This is a genomic window from Nocardia sp. NPDC005745, assembly GCF_040630775.1.
In the GTDB taxonomy this organism is placed as follows: Bacteria; Actinomycetota; Actinomycetes; order Mycobacteriales; family Mycobacteriaceae; genus Nocardia.
On the sequence record NZ_JBEXYF010000001.1, the window covers coordinates 424,684 to 441,624 of the forward strand.

A 16,941-nucleotide genomic window follows, 5' to 3' on the forward strand; every position below is an offset into this window, starting at 1 on the left:
CCGGCGCTCACTTCGACGCGAGAACGTCGTGCATGGTCAGCAACAGATGGTCGAAGCAGGCTCGTTGCGAGGCCGGGCCGCCGCCCAGCGCGGGGACCTCGCCGACCAGTTGGCGCGCCAGCGTCCGCAGCTTGATGTTGGTTTCCTGGGAGCGCCACTGCAATACCCGGAAGGCCTGTTCGGCGTTGATGCCGTACACCACCATGAGCACGCCCTTGGCCTGCTCGATCACCGCCCGTGATTCGACCAGCTCGGGCAGGGTGTCGTCGAGGATCTCCTGCCGGTTCTCCTCGAGGGTGCCGGACACGTCGATGAAGTAGCCTGCGGTGCCGACCACGAGCCCCCGGTCGTCGAGCAGGCGATCGGCGACGACGATGACGTGGTGGGTTCGTCCGGCGGTGTCGATGACGCGATGGCGGCCACAGAACGGCTCACCGGTTCGCACCGCGGTGGCGATGGACTGGGCGACCAGCGCGCGGTCGTCGGGATGCTTGTGCGCCAGCAGCAACTCCGTACTGGGTTGCGCCTCCCCCTCGGCGTAGCCGTATATCGCGGCCGCTTCGTCCGACCATTCCCATCGCTGATCCTCGAACCAGAAGCGGAAGCTGCCCACGCTCTGCGGCGTGCCCGCGATGACGCTCGCTATCGCGGAGGCGCTTCTCAGCGCGAGGTCGTCCATCCTCGTCACGCGGCCATTATCCATCGGCATCCGCGGCCCACGGTCCGGAACACGAGATGAAATCAAATTGTGGCAAACTCTCGGCATCCTCCATAACGAGCCGCCTACCTGCATGGAAGAACCCCTTTGATCAGCCACGAAACACATAGCAATTAATCTGCAATAGCGTATTCCCGTCGCTCGAGAGCCGGAATCCACGCGGAGGCGCCGCCCTGCCGGCACGGCAGCGCCCCAGCCGACTCCACCCTCCGGCGGACGAAGCGGACGTATGGGGCGGCATCCGGCGGTCGCTTTCCGGCCGCACGGCCTTCGCGCCGCCCGCATGCCTACGCGGAGCGGGTCCGCGAGTATCCACACGCCGGGTCAACCGAGTAGCCGGTTCGGTTCACCCCTCGATCTCGGCCGCCCAACGCAGAGCCCGCGAAAACACTGACCATAACGTGGATCACTGGAGGTAGTCTCTGTTGCTGTGCCCACACTCGGCACAGATCCGCTGCACATAGGCCGCATTCGAGGGCGAACGTCATAACACGTTCCAGCGAGTGCGTAGACCGAAGGGGTTGTACTGATGGCAGGCAAGCGCACCGTACTTACCGTCCGGTTGCGGCGGCTGGCCGCGATGCTGCACGAGATGCGCGAGACTGCCCAGCTCAGCAAGGAAGAAGTCAGCGCGAAGACCGGCATCAACGTCACCACGCTGTACCGGATCGAGACCGCCCAGGCCCGCCCGCAGCGACGCACCCTCATGGCGATGCTCGACCTCTACCGCATCGCGGACGAGCAGCGCGAGGATGCACTGGAGCTCCTGTCCGACGCGCTGAAGCCCGGCATGTCGCGCGCCTACGAGGGCAGCGTGTCGGAGGTCTACGCCGCCTACATCAACTTCGAGTCCGAGGCGTTGTCGGCCCGGCACTACCAAACCTCCATCATCCCAGGGCTTTTGCAGACCTATGAGTACGCGACGGCGGTGATCGACACCTCGATGCCGAAGCTGGAGGCGGCGGTCATGGAGAGCAGGGCGAAGGCCAGGATGGATCGCGCCGTCAACCTGACCAAGGAGAACCCGCTCGAGCTGTGGGTGGTCATGGACGAGGCCGCGATCCGTCGTACCATCGGCGGACCCGCCGTGATGCGCGGCCAGCTCGACCGGCTCATGCAAGAGATCAAGCGTAAGAACGTGATTCTGCAGATCCTGCCGTTCGACGCGGGCGCGCACCCCGGCATGGCGGGCTCCTTCACCCTGCTGGATTTCCCCGATCCCGCCGATCCCGAACTGGTCTACGTGGAGGGCATCGCGGGCGACGAGCTGATCGAGGGCCACACCGAAATCCGCCGTTTCGGCGTCATTTTCGATCAGCTGCGGGCCATGGCGCTGAGCCCGCGCGACTCCGCGGCCATGATCGTGGAGGCCGCGCGCCGGATGGACGGGATGGAGTAGGGCGTCCGCTCCTCGCGAAACGCGGCGCGGACGGCCCGGTTGAACGACTATTCCGCGGCCGAATGGGTACCCTCGCCTTTACTGCCGAGGGGAGGACGCATGTCCGAAATCACCGCGAATCCGACATCGGAATCGGGGCCCGAACTCAACCGGGTGATGGGGCCGGGGCTGCTTTTGCTGTTCGTGGTCGGCGACATCCTCGGCACCGGCATCTACGCGCTCACCGGCAAGGTGGCCAACGAGGTCGGCGGGGCCGTGTGGGTGCCGTTCCTCGTAGCGTTCCTGGTCGCGCTCATCACCGGTTTCAGCTATCTCGAGCTGGTCACCAAATACCCGCACGCCGCGGGCGCCGCCCTGTACACGCACAAGGCGTTCGGCATCCACTTCCTCACCTTCATGGTCGCGTTCGCGGTGATGAGTTCGGGCATCACCTCCGCTTCCACCGCCTCGCGGGCCTTCGCGGCCAACTTCGCCGAAGCCTTCGACCTGGAACTCGGCAGCGGGGCCGCGGTGACGGTGATCGCGCTGCTGTTCATGGCCGTGGTGGCGGCGATCAACCTGCGCGGCGTGAGCGAGGGCGTGAAGCTCAACGTGGTGCTCACCTGTGTGGAGCTGACCGGTCTGCTGATCGTCATCGCGATCGGCTGCTGGGCCTTGGGCGTCGGTGACGGCGACTTCTCGCGCATCGTCGAGTTCGACACCGGGGAGCGCAACGCGGTGGGCGGCGTCATCGTGGCCACAACGCTCGCGTTCTACGCGATGGTCGGTTTCGAGGACTCGGTGAACATGGCCGAGGAGTGCAAGGAGCCCACCCGCATCTTCCCGAAGGTCCTGCTCGCCGGACTGCTCATCACCGGGCTGATCTATGTACTGGTGTCGATCAGCGCGGTCGCGCTCGTCCCCGCCGACCAGCTCGGCGAAGGCGACACGCCCCTGCTGAAGGTGGTCGAGGTCGGCGCGCCGAGCTTCCCGACCCACGTCTTCGCCTACATCACCATGTTCGCCGTCGCCAATTCGGCGCTGATCAACATGCTGATGGCCAGCCGACTGATCTACGGCATGGCCCGGCAAGGAGTCTTGCCCCGGCCGTTCGGCCGAGTACACGAGCGGCGCCGGACGCCCTACAACGCCATCATCTTCACCACGCTGCTCGCGCTCGGGCTGATCCTGTTCGTCGGTGAGGTGCCGGAACTCGGCGGTACCACGGCGCTGCTGCTGCTCGCGGTGTTCACCGTGGTCAACGTCGCCGTGCTGGTGCTGCGCCGAGACCCGGTGGCGCACAAACACTTCAAGACGCCGACGCCGCTGCCCGTGCTGGGTGCGCTCAGCTGTGGCTTTCTGGTCACGCCGTTCACCGACCGCAACCCGGCGCAATACGCCATCGCCGGCGTGCTGCTGGCCATCGGAATCGCGCTGTGGGGCCTGAACTACCTGGCCATCCGCGCCATGCGGGCGCAACCCTTGGACAGCGAGCCACCCGCGGAGTGACCGATCGGCTTGTGCCGCTGCCGATCACCTCTTCGGTGTGCCGGAATTCCGTAGATGACTAGTCGCCGCCCGATAGGTAAGGTGGGCGCCGATGACCAGCATGGAAGCCCGTTTCGGTGATGCGACCCGGACCGTGCCCCTCCCCAACCCGTGGAATCTGACCGCTTATCTGGCTGCGGTGGCCGCCCATCGCGGACGTTCGATCAGCCTGCACCCCGTGCCCAAGGCGATGTTGGCCGACACGGGCTGCGGCGGAGGCGGCCTGTGGGTGGCACGCAAGCACGACGACATCATCGTGTACGACGCCGCGGCGACCGGCCGCAACGCCGATCACGTCATCCTGCACGAGATCGGTCACATGCTGCTCGGTCACCACAAAGACCAGGAACGCGGCGATCCGTTGCCGCCCTCCCTGGCCGTCATCCTGCCCTCTATCTCGCCACACTCGATCGAACATGTGCTCGGCCGTGCGGATTTCGGTGCTGATCGCGAGCGGGAAGCCGAGGTCTTCGCCGACATGACCATGGTGTACTCGACCCTGCCGCGCCGGCGCAAACGGTCGTTCCGGCTGTTCGGGCGTAACCGATAGCTACCAGCGGTCGTAGCGCCCCTCGGGTAGTCGCCTCGCCCCGGCGCGCAGATCGTCGACGAGATCCTGATAGCCGTCGGCCAATTCGTCGATCCGGACCCACGCGTCGTAGCAGACCGATTCCGGCGCGTGCGTGAGCGCGACGAACGCCTGGGCGGCCAGCATGGCCAGCCGGTCCACCATGCGGCCCACGGTCTCGGCGTGCTCGGGAGCGGCGGGCGGCGGGATCGGCGTCGCCAGGGTGACCCAGCGGTCGATGCCGCGCACGAGTTGTGTCCGGCGCCGGTCGAGTTTGTCGCATCGGTTCGCGGGCGTGCGTTCGCGCGTCTGGTGCAGCTGAGCCAGTTCGCCTGCCGCATCCAGCATCGGATGATCCATGTGCGGCAACCCACGGAAGGCGGCCAGCAGCAGTTCTTTGCCGGGAATCACCCGCGCCTCGGATGCCTGGTCCATTTCCGGAACTTCCCTTCCGACCAGGATCGACGCGTCTGGGCCACGTCCTCGATGCCTCGCCTCGCCGGTGTCCCGGCACTGCCCGAACATCCACATGTGCCTAGCGTGACCGAGAGTCGCGTCTGCCGCCTCGGATTCGGCGAGTTCCGCTCACGCGACACGCCCATCACCTCGATTTTCCGGTCTCAGCCCGGCCCCGCCGTCGTGGCAAACATTCAGTGACCTTGCGTTTTTCGATGATAGAGCTATCTTTCCTGCGACTATTGCCATCCGATGCGACACGCCAGCCACTCGCGAGCGAGCCGGGCAAACGCCGATTGATGCTGTCGCAAACAGGGCGAACGCGGCGGCCCCGGCTTCCGGCAGGCCGCGGCCCAGTAGCCGGCGAGCGCGCAGGCGAAGGCATCGACAGCCGCGGGGTCGACGTCGCGGGTCACCGGATGGGCGGCGATGATCGGATCCGGGTCGACACCCGCCGCCGCGATCGACGGTGCGAGGGCGACGAGGTCGATCCACGCGGCGCCCCGGCAGGCCCACGCCCAATCGACCGCCAGCACCGCACCGTCCGCTCGCCGCAGCATGTTGTCCGGACGAAGATCGGTGTGCAGCAGAGTGTCTCCCCCCGCGGCCACCACCCAGGTCGCTTCGAGGGCGGCCAATTCCGTCAGGTGACGAACCGACCAGCTGTCCAGGTCCGCGGGCGGCCCCTCGGTGACGAACGTTCGCCAGCCGACCAGTTGCGGCCCGTAGGCGTCCGCCACCGTCGGCACATCCGACAGCGGGCTCGGTGTCAGCTCCGCGGCCAATCGCGTCAGCAAGTCGAGGGTGTCCTGCAACTCCCCCGGCTCGTCGAGTCGCGGAAACGCCCCCTCGACATCGTCGAACCCGGCGACGAACCACCCCGCTGTCTCGCTGACGAACCGGCATCTCGGCGCGGGCGCCGTCGCGGGCAGACGCGACGCGATGTGCGCCTCCTGCCGATACGCCTGCGCGAGTTCGTCTCCCACCTCGATCGCCTTGACGAAGGCCGACAAGCCTCCGACGGTGCGCACGCGCGCCGCTACGCCGTGGCTGAACCCGCCGCGCTGATCCTCGGCCGCGCACACGACATCTCCGAGCAGGCGCTCCACTTCCAGCCGCACCGGCTGCGGCACCTCGCCCCACCCGGTCCGCGACGCAGTGCCCGAGTAATTCACCATCGACCCATCGTCCGAGCCTTACCCGCGACTCGCCAACGAATAATTTGCCTTCGCCTGAAGGCTCAGGAAGTGGCCTCGCAGGTGTCGAGGTAGTCCTGGCCGCCGATGTACGTGGTGTGGCCCGGCTCTGCGGAAGCGGTAGTGGCCAGGGCGACGGCGGTGGCGAACTCCGCGACGGTGGGCAAGGCGCCCTGGTCGCGGCGCGCGGCGACCGCGTCGGGGTTTCGGCGCTCCAGCAGCTGGACGATGATCGTGCCGTCGATCATGTCGCCGGAGACGACGTGCAAGGCGATGCCCTCGGCGGAGAGTTCCGGGATCAAGGCACGTAGCGCATCCTCGCCCGCGCGTTTGCTGGCGGCGATGGGTTCGTAGTCGGCGGGCACCGGTTTGCGGCCGTAGAAGTGGGCCTGATGACTGGTCACGAACACGATCCGCGAACCGGAAGGCATATGCGGCACCGCGAGTCGAACGAGCCGTTCCTGCGCGTGCCGGTTGAGGGCCATCGCGTAACCGGGTGAGGCGTTGCGCTCCAGCCCACCGGAGGCGTTGAGGATCAGCACATCCAACCGGCCGAACTGCTCGACCACCCCGGCGACCAGGGCGCCTGCCGAATCCGCGTCGGCGATGTCCGCGCGCGCCGTGGACGCACTGCCGCCCACCTGCCGGATCGCCTCCGCCAGCATGTCGGCCCGCTTGGCCTTCTCCCGGTAGTTGATCACCACGTGGTCACCCCGTGCCGCGAGCACCCGAGCGGTCTCCGCGCCGATACCTCGGGAGGCGCCCGTGATCAGAACGATTCGCCGTCCGGTCGTGTCGTCCACTGTCACCCTCTCGGTCCGCCCGGCGGCCCGGGCCGGTGCTTCTATTTCAGAATCACTATGCTGGTTCTAAATGAGAAGCGCAAACGAACCCAAGCCGCCACGCGGCCGGGACGACCCGGCGAACGCGCCGCTGCTGGCCACCATGGACATGCTCGGCCAGCGCTGGATCCTGCGCATCCTGTGGGAACTGGAACCCGATCGCCTCGGCTTCCTCGAACTGCGCAGACGCATGGGCAATTGCTCCTCCAGCATGCTGTCGGTGCGCTTGCAGCACTTGCAGTCCGCGGGCCTGATCGCGAAGAACCCCGACAAGTCGTATGAATTGACCACAGCGGGTATCGAACTCGGCACGGCGCTGGAGCCGGTCTGGGACTGGTCGCGCCGCTGGCGGGTGACTCCCACCGACGCCGGTACCGACTGACCGGCTCACGCCCTGTGCTGCGCAACCTCCACGGATCAGGGCGATTGTGCTGGTCGCATCAGCGGAGCTTGCCGCGCTCGCATCCGAGCCCGAGACTTTCGGCGAAGTGTGTGATCTGCTGAGTCGCCGGGAGGGCGGGGTTGACCTTCGAGTTGGTTGAGGCTCCATGATGGCCGGGTGACGAGTTCGGAGCCCGCAGGGTTGATCACGATCGGTGTGCTCGCGCGGGCCAGCGGGCTCACAGCGAGCGCACTGCGGTTCTACGACGACTGTGGCCTGCTCGTTCCGGCCCGGGTCGACCCGCTGACCGGATACCGCTATTACGCCGAGGCGCAGCGGAAACGGGCGACGCTCATCCGGCAGCTGCGGGCGATCGAGCTGCCGCTGGAGGCGATCGCGGAGATTCTCGCCGGTGACGCCGAGCGCGCGCACCGCCTGCTCGATCGTCACGTGGCGGAACTGACGCGCAGAGCGCGCGAAGCCGCGCACGTCGCCGCGGCAGTCAAACAGTCGCTCGGCGCACACGTGGCGGTCGACGCGGCGGCGCTGGCCCAGGCGCTCGAGCAGGTGCGCACCGCCGCTGCCCGGACCCGGGAGATTCCCGTGCTGGCGGGCGTTCTGCTGGAAGCGGGCGCGAACGCCGTCACCCTGACGGCGACCGACCGCTACCGTCTATCCACCCGCACGGTGGTGGCGAAGCGGCAGCACGGCGGCGAATGGTCCGTGGTGCTCGATCCGAACGGACTCGAGTCGATCACCGAACGGCTGCGCGACATGGACGAGGTCGTCGCCGCACCGGCCGACGACGGACTGATTCTGACCGGAGACGGCGTCACCCACCGGTCGGCTGTCATCGATGAGCCCTTCCCGGATCACCGTGCCGTGCTGGCGGGCCTGGGACCGGTCCGCACCAGGGCGATCGTCGCCCGGGACGTCATGTTGAGGATCATCGAAAGACCTCATGCCACAATACGATTCGCGATCGGACCGACGGGGATCATGGCGTCGACACCGGACGAAGCGCATCGCCTGCCCGCGACGGTCACCGGCTCCGCCGTGACACTCTCGTTCGCTCCCACGACGCTGCTGCCCGCCGTCCACACCGCGCTCGGTCCCGAACTCATGCTCGACATCATCGCGGCCGATCAGCCGGTGATCCTGCGCTCTGCGACCGACGGAGACCTGACCACCTTGGCTATGCCGGTCCGCCCCTCCGACCACAACACCCCGTGATAGACGCGCGGACGACCATCGAGCACGCATCCCCCAGTCGGCTCACGCCCAACCGCACCATCTCTTGTCAGCCGGCACCGCAATCCGTCTTCCCACCTCGCGGTCCCCGGCACAGTTACCTCTGATCGTCAGCCCCGACCTTTCGGTCGAACGAGCAAGCGCCCAATTCGCAGCCGCACGTCATCGACTTCGATTGCCGTCCACCCGCACTCGAGTCGGCCGTCCGGATGCGCCCACGAGCACCACCTCATCCATGCACACACTGCCCTGAGGAGACCCGCATGAACTCGGCAACCGACCCCACCATGGACGCCATCACCAGCGCCGTCGCGCTCGGCCGCGAGGGCCGTCCGGACGACGCGCGGAACGCTCTGCTCACCGCGTGGGCCTCGCTCGGCCCGCAAGGCGACCCGCTGCACCGGTGCACGCTCGCCCACTATCTCGCCGACCTGTACGACGACGCCGCCGAAGCGCTCACCTGGGACATCCGCGCGCTCGACGCCGCCGACAGCCTCACCGACGATCGGGCGCGGAACTACGACGGATCGCTACGGGTGGCCGCGTTCTACCCGTCACTGCGCCTCAACCTCGCCGACGACTACCGCAGGCTCGGCTCGTTCGACGCCGCGCGGCGCGAAATCGACGCCACCCGCGCGTGTCTGCACACCCTCGCCGACGACGGCTACGGGACGACGATCCGAACGGCGGTCGACGAAGTCGAGTCGGCGATCCGCGAACGGCGCACCGAACGCCGGGACTCGGCGCCGACCGGTGGCCGATAACGCGCGAGCAGCCCGCACCGATCCGGTGCGGGCTGCTCGGGAACGGGCCTACTTCAAGCGCAGCTTGCCGAACAGACCATCCTTCTCGTCATCGGGTCCGGCTGTGAAGTACAGCGAGTCCGCGTCACCGAGGCTCTCGCCGTTGCCGAACATCAACGCCCACAGTCCCTCGATCGCGACCGGCTTGCCGTCGGCGTCGCGCAGGTAATCGGCGAACTTGCCGGTGGTGTCGTCGTAGGCCAGCACGTGCCCGGCGCCGCCGAAGTTGCCGACCAGCAGTTTGCCGCTGAGCGGACCGAACCCGTCCGGCGCGATCGTCACCGCCCATGGCGCGTTGAGGCGCTTGCCGTCGTCGATGATGCGCACCAGCTTGCCGTTGGCGTCGAACTCGGCGAGCTTGCCCTTGTCCGGCTTGCCGCCCGCGTCCTGCTCTTCGTCCTTGTCCAGCGAATCCTCTTCGCCGGCGTCGAACGCGGTCGCGTCCTTCTCGTCCGGCTGCGTGGTGGCGTAGGCGACGAACACGCGGTTACCGATGGTCGAGACGTTGAACGGCGCCGGATCGCCGGGCTTGGCCTTCTTGCCCTTCTCCGGCGCGGCCGGGTCGATCGCGTCGCCGGTCGCGAACGGGTTGGCGAAGCCGGCGGTCGGGATCAGCTGCCAGTTGCGGTCGAACGTCCGGACCTGCGGGTCGGCGCCGAAGTCGGCGGCCAGCAGCTTGTCACCGGACGGGGCGAGCGCGAGACCGAAGAACTGCATCCCCTGCGGCTGGCCGTCGAAGACCAGGTTGGCGGGCCCGTCGTGGCGCACGATCCGGCCCTCGAAGCCCAGCTCGGTCCAGGCGGAGATCTTGCCGGAGTCGGTGGCGAAGATGAACCGCGCCGAACCGTTCAGCGGCCCGCCTTCCGCCTCCACCTGCTGATCGTGCACGACGAACAGATCGGAGGTGATCGGTGCCGGATTGAACACCACGCCGGTGGTCTTGCCAACGCTCTTGTCCGAAGTGTCGGCATCGGCGCCGGGAATGGTGACGATCTTCAAATCGTCCTGGAAGAGCTTCTGCACCTTCTCGTCCGAGGACCTGGTCACATCCCCGACGAACTGGAACGATCTACCGCCCGCACCGACCCAGAAGTGCCCACCGGCGCCCTTGGGCCGGTCGGCCAGCCCCCAGGCGTTCACCAGGTCGGGAAAAGTGAACTGCGCCTTGTACTCCGCGTTATTGGCCGCGAGATTGGTCTGGACGTATTTGTTGCCGTCGAGCGCGGGCACGTCGTCCGACTTCGAGTCCGAGCAGCCCGCCGCCACGATCAACGCGACACCGAGCGCCGACGCGCGCAGCAGACCACTCCGGGTCCGCGACCGAGACAGACCGCCACGGTGCGACTCATTCCAACGTCCGTTCAACTTCTTGTTTCCTTTCCGACCACACCACATTGGTGATAAGGCGAAGCTAACCTTAGCGTGAAGCAAATTCGGGAGTACCCGAACGGTTCGACGAGGACGGGTTTAGGCTGTTCGCCGTGGTCGAACCCCAGCCTGCTATTGCGCTGCATCCCGATATCGCTCCGCTCGCTCCACTGCTCGGCACGTGGCGCGGCAACGGGCAGGGGGAATACCCGACCATTCAGCCGTTCGGTTATGTCGAGGAAATCCGGTTCGGCCATCTCGGCCGCCCCTTCCTCACCTACCGGCAGAAGACCCGCGCCGCCGACGGCGGCCGGCCGCTGCACGCCGAGACCGGCTATCTGCGTTGCCCGCGCCCGGACCGCGTCGAATTGATCCTCGCCCATCCCACCGGTATCACCGAAATCTGCGAGGGTTCGCTCGTGGTCGAGGACGGCACGCTGCGGATGGAATTGGACTCCACCGCCATCGGGCGCAGCAGCACCGCGAAACTCGTCACCGCCCTCGGCCGGTCGCTGCGTCTGTCCGGCGACACCATCGACTACACGCTGCGGATGGCGGCGGTCGGCGAACCACTGCAACATCACCTCGCCGCCACTCTGCTGCGCAACTGAGCCGGCCGCCGGCGCTTGCTAGAAAGCACTCGGCAACCGGCGCCGTCCCCTGCTCAACTCGGTGACCAGATCCTCGTAGGCGATCGCCAGCTCGGCCAGCCGCTCCCAGGCGAACCACAGGTCCCACCCCTGATCGTCGGCCATGGCCGCGTATGCGCACGCGCTCAGCCGAGCGAGGCGGTCGACCACCGAGCCGACCGATTCGGTGTGCAGATAGGCCCCGCCACGCGCCGCGGGCAACCGGACCTCGACCCAGCGGTCGATGTCCCGAATCAGCCGGGCCCGGCGCTCATCGATGTCGCGTACCTCTCCCTCGCGCAGCCCGCGCATGTGCAGCTCCGCGAGAGTGCGTGCCCGCAGCAGCACCGGATGTTCCGGCGGCCGCGTGCCCTCCCGGCAGGCTCGCAGCAGCTCACTTCGCGTCGGCAAGCCGTCGCTCACAGCGCGCCTTTCCCGCCCGCGCGGGCCAGCACGCAATTCACGATCACCGTGCCGGACGGGCGGAACGTGTCACGCGGCGCGACCACCCATCGGCGGAATACGTCGCTCGCGTCGGCGGGCGACGGCAGCGCGATTTCGCTGCCGAACGGCACGATCGAGACATCGAGCCGGAACAAGGCCGCGAACAGCCGCATGTCGTCGGGTAGATCGGGCCTGCACAGAAAAGTCCATCGACGGGAACGAATATGCGCGACGACCGGGCCGAGCGGCCTGCCACGGAAAAGCATGTCGTCGCGCACGCACTGCCCCAGCCCGTCGGGCATCGTGATCCCGCCCACCACACCCGCCTTCACCACGATCCGGCCGATCTCCGGATGTATCCCGGCGGGCAGCCCACAGGTGCGGCGGTAAAACGCGCAGCGGGACGCTGGGGTGTCCGCGAATGCCGCATGATTCATTCGCCAACCTCGATTCACATAGTTCGGTACGCGAGAAATCCCGGTCGCTGGACCTGTAACCGTTGGGGCGGTTAAGGTTTCAGCACTTCTTCGATTCGGACCGGTCGCGATCAGTAGAGCACCGGAAATTGCTGGGCGGGAACGTTCTCAGTGGTGGAATCGGGCCAAAACTGCCCAGGTTCCAAGGCCCCCCGCCACACGGTTCCAGTTAGGTACCCGGCCAATACTTAGGCTACGAAAGGGAATGCGTCGTGAGCTCAACCGGATCCACCCTCCCCCGCCGCATGCTCGGCAGGCACTTGCGCGAGCTGCGGATCAACTCGGGCATCAGTGCGGAGTACGCGCGCGATGCGATCAACGTGAGCAAACAGACCCTTTGGCGGATCGAGACCGGCCAGCCGATCCGGCTGAATCCACTGTTCATCGAGCGGTTGTGCAAGGTGTACGGGGCGTCGGAAGAACGGACCGCCATCCTGCTCAATCTGGTCGAGGAGACCAAGCGGCCCGGATGGTGGCATGCCTACGGAGACACCATCGCGGAAGAGTTCAGCCTCTTCGTAGAACTGGAGGCGGTAGCCAAGCGTCTCGTCTCCTATCAGACCACCCTGCTACCCGGGATCCTGCAAACCGATGAGTATCGACGGGCGCTCATCTGGGTCGACCTCCCCGCAATACCCGGACACGAAGTCGAACGAAGGATCGAGATGTTCAGGCAGCGAAAGGCCCGTTTGGACGACGCGGACCCGGTTCTCCTAGAGGCTGTCATCGATGAGTCCGCACTGCGCCGCGCGATCGGCGGGCCGTCAGTAATGGAACGGCAACTCGAACACCTGGTAAGAGTAGGCGAACAAGACCATGTTTCAGTGCGAGTGGTTCCGCTTGCAGCTGAGGCGTACGCGGGCTTGGGCGCTGGGTCGTTCGTGATGCTCGACTTCCCGAAGCATCCGATCGCCCATCTCACCGAGCCGCCAGTTGTTTACATGCAGGGACTCACAGGCGACCTGTATCTTGAGAGGCCCGACGAGATCCGGCGATATCGCCAGACGTACGCCGATATTCAGCGCTCGGCACTTGATCAGGAGCGAAGCCGAACTCTCATCTACAAGATCGCGAAGGAGTACGCCGCGTGAGCACCGACCTATCCGACGTCGCTTGGTTCAAGAGCAGCTACAGCAGTGCGGAGAAAGACTGCGTCGAGGTCGCGTTCCTGGGCGAAGGCGCGGTGGGGGTACGCGACTCCAAAGACCCCGCAGGCCCTGCGCTCGTGTTCCCGAGGGACGAGTGGCACTCGTTCACTGCCCGCATCACAAGCGGCGGACTCGACCGGTCGCCGTCCTGAGCAGGCTCCTATCCGCGCCCCCGGGACCTCCCTCGCCAGAGGTTCCGGGGCTGCTTGCACAACCCCACGACTCCCGTCACATCGGCCTGCTCGTCGGACCGCTTGCACCCGGCGAAACCCGCCGGTAGCGTCGACATTCGCTGCGGGGGCGGAGAAGCCGGTCCGGCCTCGAAGAGCCAGGACACTCACCGGTGTGCAAGGGGAACCAATGACTTCAGGACGGATCTTGCGGCGACTGACCGTCCTCGCCGTCGGCGCCGCACTCGTTCTGACAGGCTGCGATTCCTCGGATGATGCCGCGCCGACCGGAGCTGCCTCCACCAGCCCGAACATCGCCGCTGACGCGCCCATCGGATATGACCCGTGCACTGACATTCCGCAGAGTGTGCTCGATTCGGAGAATTTGCGCCACAAGACCAACGAAAACCACAACGCTTCGGGTGGAATCAAGTGGCGTGGTTGCGGATGGGTTCAGCCCGATGGGTACGCACCCGCGGTCACCACAACGAATATCACCGTGGACATGGTGCGAGACAAGAAGTTCGCAGACACCCGCGAGTACACGATCAACGGTCGCCGCGCCATCTCGACACGGCAGGTCGAAGAGCACCCCGATCAGGTGTGCACGATCAATGTAGAGATGAAGGGCGGAAGTCTCGAATTCTTCTTGAGTAATCCGCCGTCGAATCGTAAGACAGGCCAACTCGACACTTGCGCGCTCGCGAAGACCCTGGCGGAGAAGGTAGTGCCGACAATGCCCGGCGCAGTCTGAAAAGACACTGATGCGATCGAGCTCACCGGGAGGGAGTAGCACATGGGTGACGACAGCACGCAGTCGCTTCGGCCGATGACCAACGTCTTGAACGCGGCGCGGGAGGGACAGTTAGGCATCCAGATGTCCGCAGAGGACTTCATCTACATAGACCGAGACTGCGAGTACTTCAAAATCGCTATTCGATCGATCCAGAGGTCGATGGACTTTGTTTCACGGCAGCCTCACTGGGGGTTGGGCGAGGGCAACGACGATTTGGTCTCAGGGAAAACGCTGGTCGATAGATTCAAGAAGAAGGCTCGCGGAGCCGAAGACCTCAACAGCGTCCATCAGATCATGGAAGACCACTATCGCATCGTCGAGGACATCCAAGAAGTGCACCGGCTCGCCCGGGACCGAATCATGCAGGTGGACAGTGATTTCGCCGCAGATTTCAACCGACTGAACACCACTCTGCCGGAGCGTCCACCCGCAGGGGTCCAGTTCGCACCGCCCCGGCTTCCGATCGGGACGAACGAATGAGCGGCTACGAGAACAAGCGCATCCCGAGCGGGGGTGAGCACGCCGACAGTTGGGAACACTCGCGGATCAACGACACGTTCAAGCCGCTCGATCCCACCGACGCGTTCAACCAAGCCGACACATACTGGCAAGCTCGCAACGAATGGGAGCGGGGTGTCGAAACCTTCGCGCGCTCCATCCAGACCTCCATAGCCCAAGCCTGGTCCGGCCCCGCAGCGGAGCAGTCCAAGAGCGCCATCGCCAAATACACCAGCGACGCGCAGAACCTGACGACCTCCCTGGAGGAGTTGTACTACCGAGTCCGCGACGCCGCCACCGCGATCGCCGATACGAAGAAGGCGCTCCCGGACCTTGTCGAATTCTCGTTCGGGGAGCGGATCTTTCATCCGACGCGCTGGATTCTGTCGGACGACCGGTCCGAGGCCGAGCAGTCCGCGCGGGTCGCGATGAAGGAGTTCTACGTACAGCCCTTCAGCGAGATGGACGGCAAGATCCCGGTGCTGCCCACTCCGGTCGGCCCGACCGCATCGGTGGACATTCCAGCACCCCCGCCGGGTGGATACCACAGCGACGACAGCGGCGGCCCCACGACGAACGACCCGGGCACCAGCCCTACCGACACCGGCACTCCCGGCGACGAGGACGGCGACGGCAAGCCCGACGAGACGAGCACCGAGGAGCCGCAGTCCACCGACGAGTCGACGCAGGACGAACAATCCTCCGACACGACAGCGACGGACACCTCGACCACACCCGCGGGCGTGAACCCCACGTCGACGACTCCCGCCAGTACCACGGACCCGACCAAGACCGTGCCGGCCGGTACTCCGACCCCGCACAACCCGGGCTCCCCGGGCAGTCCTGGAAGTCCCGGCACCACGAACCAGCCGCAACCGGGGCGCAGCATCGCGGGCGCACCGGGCACGCCGAGCCCATCGGTGAATCCGACCGCGGCAACGAACACCTCGGTCCGCGGCACGAGCGGTACGCCGGGCATGATGGCCCCCGGCGCTCGCGGCGGCGGCAAGGACGACGAATCCGAGCACAAGACGCCGGACTACCTGATCACCCAGGAGAACACCGACGAGCTGCTCGGCGAAGTCCCGAGAACGCTGCCCGGCGGCGTCATCGGCGGTACGCCCGACTGATCGGGCCACACCCTTCTCGACTTCGCGCGCGCCCGGATCGCGTATCGGTGGCGGGCGTGCGCGCGTGGACATTGGCCGCCTTCACGCGGCCGGATTGGACCTCACATGGCTGAATGGACCTGGGATCCCGACGACTTCGCCGCTCTCTGGTACGGCGACGCCCACGATCGCATCCCCGGCCCCTTGCGCTACACCAGTCACTTCGCCTTCCGCGACGACTTCGCCACCCACCGCACCGCCGTGTGGCAGCGCTATTCCGCCGACGAACGCGACGAGATCGCCGCGGCCTTCCGCACCTTGGGCGACTCCGACCTCCGCATCGAGATCCTCGGCGGCACCTGCAAGCACAAGAACAGCACCGGTCCCGACGACATCCGCGAGTACCGGATCCTCGGCGCACGCGACAGCTACCGCGCCGTCGTCCTCAGCCAAGCGGGCAATCAAACCGAGCACGGCCCGATCCGCGCACGCATGTTCCCCGCCGACCAACTCCCGGCCCGCCTCGTGAACGCCATCCCTCCCTGCACCCCCGGAGCCGAGCGACCGGCCACCTTCCACCCCCACGACCTGACCTCCCGCCGCGACACCTACCTCCAGGACAACGCCCGCAACACTCCCCGCGAGCAATACCAGCGCCTCCTCGGCCGCCCCGTCGACGGCGGCGGCACCGCCGTCCTCCTCACCGCTCCTCTACACACCCGCACAAAACCCACCAAAGTCCTCCAGTGGCACGACATCTCCGACGACGGCCGCTACACCGAACACCGCACCGACCACATAACCGTCCGCCCCACCACCCCCACCGACCTGACCACCCACTTCACAACCTGGATCAACCAAGCCCTCGACCGCCTCGCAACCACCCACCCCGAAACCTGGTAGGCGTGGGTCGCTGCTCGCCCGCCGCGCCGGGTACCGGCTCCAGCGGCGGGGCGTCCGCGCGCGACCGAGCCAAGCCGCGTGGCTCATGTATTGCTGAAGTGTGGTTTTCGTCGAAGTAGTCTGTGGCAGGACCTACCGCCCAAGCCGTGGCTTCACCCTTGTCGGGGCAACAAAGGGAACGGTAGTGTCGGTCCGGCAACAGCATGAGGGGAACGAATTACTGGATTGCTGGTGCACCACGGCTGTCCACGAGGGGGC

20 protein-coding genes are annotated in these 16,941 nt (G+C 66.6%); 13 read left to right on the forward strand and 7 right to left on the reverse strand.

Translation table 11 applies throughout. The features are described from left to right. Nucleotides 1–7: 7 nt before the first annotated feature. Nucleotides 8–679, reverse strand: coding sequence for a PAS and ANTAR domain-containing protein (locus ABZ420_RS02120; RefSeq protein WP_062975404.1), 672 nt, complete (start codon nt 677–679; stop codon nt 8–10). A gap of 568 nt (nt 680–1,247) precedes the next feature. Between ABZ420_RS02120 and ABZ420_RS02125 the strand changes: the two genes are divergently transcribed. The 3 genes from ABZ420_RS02125 (at nt 1,248) to ABZ420_RS02135 (ending at nt 4,194) form a co-directional block, all read left to right on the forward strand. Next, on the forward strand, nt 1,248–2,117 hold the full coding sequence (locus tag ABZ420_RS02125) for a helix-turn-helix transcriptional regulator (RefSeq protein ID WP_357116174.1): 870 nt from the start codon (nt 1,248–1,250) through the stop codon (nt 2,115–2,117). 99 nt (nt 2,118–2,216) lie between these two features. Further along, nucleotides 2,217–3,605, forward strand: a complete 1,389-nt coding sequence (locus tag ABZ420_RS02130; protein WP_357116176.1) for an APC family permease — start codon at nt 2,217–2,219, stop codon at nt 3,603–3,605. A 91-nt stretch (nt 3,606–3,696) separates the two neighbouring features. After that, nucleotides 3,697–4,194, forward strand: coding sequence for a hypothetical protein (locus tag ABZ420_RS02135; RefSeq protein ID WP_357116178.1), 498 nt, complete (start codon nt 3,697–3,699; stop codon nt 4,192–4,194). Here the strand turns inward: ABZ420_RS02135 and ABZ420_RS02140 are convergent, their stop codons facing one another. From ABZ420_RS02140 to ABZ420_RS02150, 3 genes are all read right to left on the reverse strand, one after another. Further along, nucleotides 4,195–4,647, reverse strand: coding sequence for a DUF4254 domain-containing protein (locus tag ABZ420_RS02140; RefSeq protein WP_357116180.1), 453 nt, complete (start codon nt 4,645–4,647; stop codon nt 4,195–4,197). Between the two features lie 260 nt (nt 4,648–4,907). Next, nucleotides 4,908–5,846: a phosphotransferase gene (locus ABZ420_RS02145; protein ID WP_357116182.1), complete on the reverse strand. Its 939-nt coding sequence runs from the start codon at nt 5,844–5,846 to the stop codon at nt 4,908–4,910. A 62-nt stretch (nt 5,847–5,908) separates the two neighbouring features. After that, nucleotides 5,909–6,673, reverse strand: coding sequence for an SDR family oxidoreductase (locus ABZ420_RS02150; protein ID WP_357116184.1), 765 nt, complete (start codon nt 6,671–6,673; stop codon nt 5,909–5,911). A 64-nt stretch (nt 6,674–6,737) separates the two neighbouring features. On the opposite strand from ABZ420_RS02150, the gene ABZ420_RS02155 reads away from it, so the two are divergent. The 3 genes from ABZ420_RS02155 (at nt 6,738) to ABZ420_RS02165 (ending at nt 9,103) form a co-directional block, all read left to right on the forward strand. Further along, nucleotides 6,738–7,088 carry a helix-turn-helix domain-containing protein gene (locus ABZ420_RS02155; RefSeq protein WP_357116186.1) on the forward strand — a complete coding sequence of 117 codons (351 nt, stop codon included), beginning with the start codon at nt 6,738–6,740 and terminating at the stop codon, nt 7,086–7,088. A 177-nt stretch (nt 7,089–7,265) separates the two neighbouring features. Then, nucleotides 7,266–8,321 carry a MerR family transcriptional regulator gene (locus ABZ420_RS02160; protein WP_357116188.1) on the forward strand — a complete coding sequence of 352 codons (1,056 nt, stop codon included), beginning with the start codon at nt 7,266–7,268 and terminating at the stop codon, nt 8,319–8,321. 281 nt (nt 8,322–8,602) lie between these two features. Continuing rightward, on the forward strand, nt 8,603–9,103 hold the full coding sequence (locus tag ABZ420_RS02165; RefSeq protein WP_357116190.1) for a hypothetical protein: 501 nt from the start codon (nt 8,603–8,605) through the stop codon (nt 9,101–9,103). A gap of 48 nt (nt 9,104–9,151) precedes the next feature. Here ABZ420_RS02165 and ABZ420_RS02170 read toward each other — a convergent pair whose 3' ends face one another. After that, nucleotides 9,152–10,507, reverse strand: coding sequence for a TIGR03118 family protein (locus ABZ420_RS02170; RefSeq protein WP_357116192.1), 1,356 nt, complete (start codon nt 10,505–10,507; stop codon nt 9,152–9,154). Between the two features lie 116 nt (nt 10,508–10,623). On the opposite strand from ABZ420_RS02170, the gene ABZ420_RS02175 reads away from it, so the two are divergent. Continuing rightward, on the forward strand, nt 10,624–11,121 hold the full coding sequence (locus ABZ420_RS02175) for a peroxynitrite isomerase (RefSeq protein ID WP_357116194.1): 498 nt from the start codon (nt 10,624–10,626) through the stop codon (nt 11,119–11,121). Nucleotides 11,122–11,139: 18 nt separating this feature from the next. Here ABZ420_RS02175 and ABZ420_RS02180 read toward each other — a convergent pair whose 3' ends face one another. Next, complete coding sequence (locus ABZ420_RS02180) at nt 11,140–11,562, reverse strand: DUF4254 domain-containing protein (RefSeq protein ID WP_357116196.1); 423 nt, start codon at nt 11,560–11,562, stop codon at nt 11,140–11,142. Beyond that, complete coding sequence (locus ABZ420_RS02185) at nt 11,559–12,020, reverse strand: DNA-directed RNA polymerase subunit beta (protein ID WP_357116198.1); 462 nt, start codon at nt 12,018–12,020, stop codon at nt 11,559–11,561. The genes ABZ420_RS02180 and ABZ420_RS02185 overlap by 4 nt, the downstream gene beginning before the upstream one ends. Nucleotides 12,021–12,271: 251 nt before the next feature. On the opposite strand from ABZ420_RS02185, the gene ABZ420_RS02190 reads away from it, so the two are divergent. The 6 genes from ABZ420_RS02190 (at nt 12,272) to ABZ420_RS02215 (ending at nt 16,683) form a co-directional block, all read left to right on the forward strand. Further along, on the forward strand, nt 12,272–13,150 hold the full coding sequence (locus tag ABZ420_RS02190) for a helix-turn-helix transcriptional regulator (protein ID WP_357116200.1): 879 nt from the start codon (nt 12,272–12,274) through the stop codon (nt 13,148–13,150). Next, a complete protein-coding gene (locus ABZ420_RS02195) occupies nt 13,147–13,359 on the forward strand; it encodes a DUF397 domain-containing protein (protein WP_357116202.1) in 213 nt (70 codons plus the stop codon). Before ABZ420_RS02190 ends, ABZ420_RS02195 begins: the two co-directional genes overlap by 4 nt. 208 nt (nt 13,360–13,567) lie before the next feature. Continuing rightward, nucleotides 13,568–14,131: a DUF3558 domain-containing protein gene (locus ABZ420_RS02200; RefSeq protein WP_357116204.1), complete on the forward strand. Its 564-nt coding sequence runs from the start codon at nt 13,568–13,570 to the stop codon at nt 14,129–14,131. 42 nt (nt 14,132–14,173) lie between these two features. Beyond that, entirely contained in the window at nt 14,174–14,653 is a 480-nt protein-coding gene (locus ABZ420_RS02205) for a hypothetical protein (protein ID WP_357116206.1), read from the forward strand. Further along, nucleotides 14,650–15,801: a hypothetical protein gene (locus ABZ420_RS02210; protein ID WP_357116208.1), complete on the forward strand. Its 1,152-nt coding sequence runs from the start codon at nt 14,650–14,652 to the stop codon at nt 15,799–15,801. Before ABZ420_RS02205 ends, ABZ420_RS02210 begins: the two co-directional genes overlap by 4 nt. Nucleotides 15,802–15,906: 105 nt before the next feature. After that, nucleotides 15,907–16,683: an ESX secretion-associated protein EspG gene (locus ABZ420_RS02215; RefSeq protein WP_357116210.1), complete on the forward strand. Its 777-nt coding sequence runs from the start codon at nt 15,907–15,909 to the stop codon at nt 16,681–16,683. Nucleotides 16,684–16,941: the final 258 nt, after the last annotated feature.

Excerpts from the sequence above, each read along its gene's own strand:
- ABZ420_RS02120 (WP_062975404.1), bottom strand. The coding sequence starts at position 679 with ATGGACGACCTCGCGCTGAGAAGCGCCTCCGCGATAGCGAGCGTCATC.
- ABZ420_RS02125 (WP_357116174.1), top strand. The coding sequence starts at position 1,248 with ATGGCAGGCAAGCGCACCGTACTTACCGTCCGGTTGCGGCGGCTGGCC.
- ABZ420_RS02130 (WP_357116176.1), top strand. The coding sequence starts at position 2,217 with ATGTCCGAAATCACCGCGAATCCGACATCGGAATCGGGGCCCGAACTC.
- ABZ420_RS02135 (WP_357116178.1), top strand. The coding sequence starts at position 3,697 with ATGACCAGCATGGAAGCCCGTTTCGGTGATGCGACCCGGACCGTGCCC.
- ABZ420_RS02140 (WP_357116180.1), bottom strand. The coding sequence starts at position 4,647 with ATGGACCAGGCATCCGAGGCGCGGGTGATTCCCGGCAAAGAACTGCTG.
- ABZ420_RS02145 (WP_357116182.1), bottom strand. The coding sequence starts at position 5,846 with ATGGTGAATTACTCGGGCACTGCGTCGCGGACCGGGTGGGGCGAGGTG.
- ABZ420_RS02155 (WP_357116186.1), top strand. The coding sequence starts at position 6,738 with ATGAGAAGCGCAAACGAACCCAAGCCGCCACGCGGCCGGGACGACCCG.
- ABZ420_RS02165 (WP_357116190.1), top strand. The coding sequence starts at position 8,603 with ATGAACTCGGCAACCGACCCCACCATGGACGCCATCACCAGCGCCGTC.
- ABZ420_RS02185 (WP_357116198.1), bottom strand. The coding sequence starts at position 12,020 with ATGAATCATGCGGCATTCGCGGACACCCCAGCGTCCCGCTGCGCGTTT.
- ABZ420_RS02200 (WP_357116204.1), top strand. The coding sequence starts at position 13,568 with ATGACTTCAGGACGGATCTTGCGGCGACTGACCGTCCTCGCCGTCGGC.
- ABZ420_RS02205 (WP_357116206.1), top strand. The coding sequence starts at position 14,174 with ATGGGTGACGACAGCACGCAGTCGCTTCGGCCGATGACCAACGTCTTG.
- ABZ420_RS02210 (WP_357116208.1), top strand. The coding sequence starts at position 14,650 with ATGAGCGGCTACGAGAACAAGCGCATCCCGAGCGGGGGTGAGCACGCC.
- ABZ420_RS02215 (WP_357116210.1), top strand. The coding sequence starts at position 15,907 with ATGGCTGAATGGACCTGGGATCCCGACGACTTCGCCGCTCTCTGGTAC.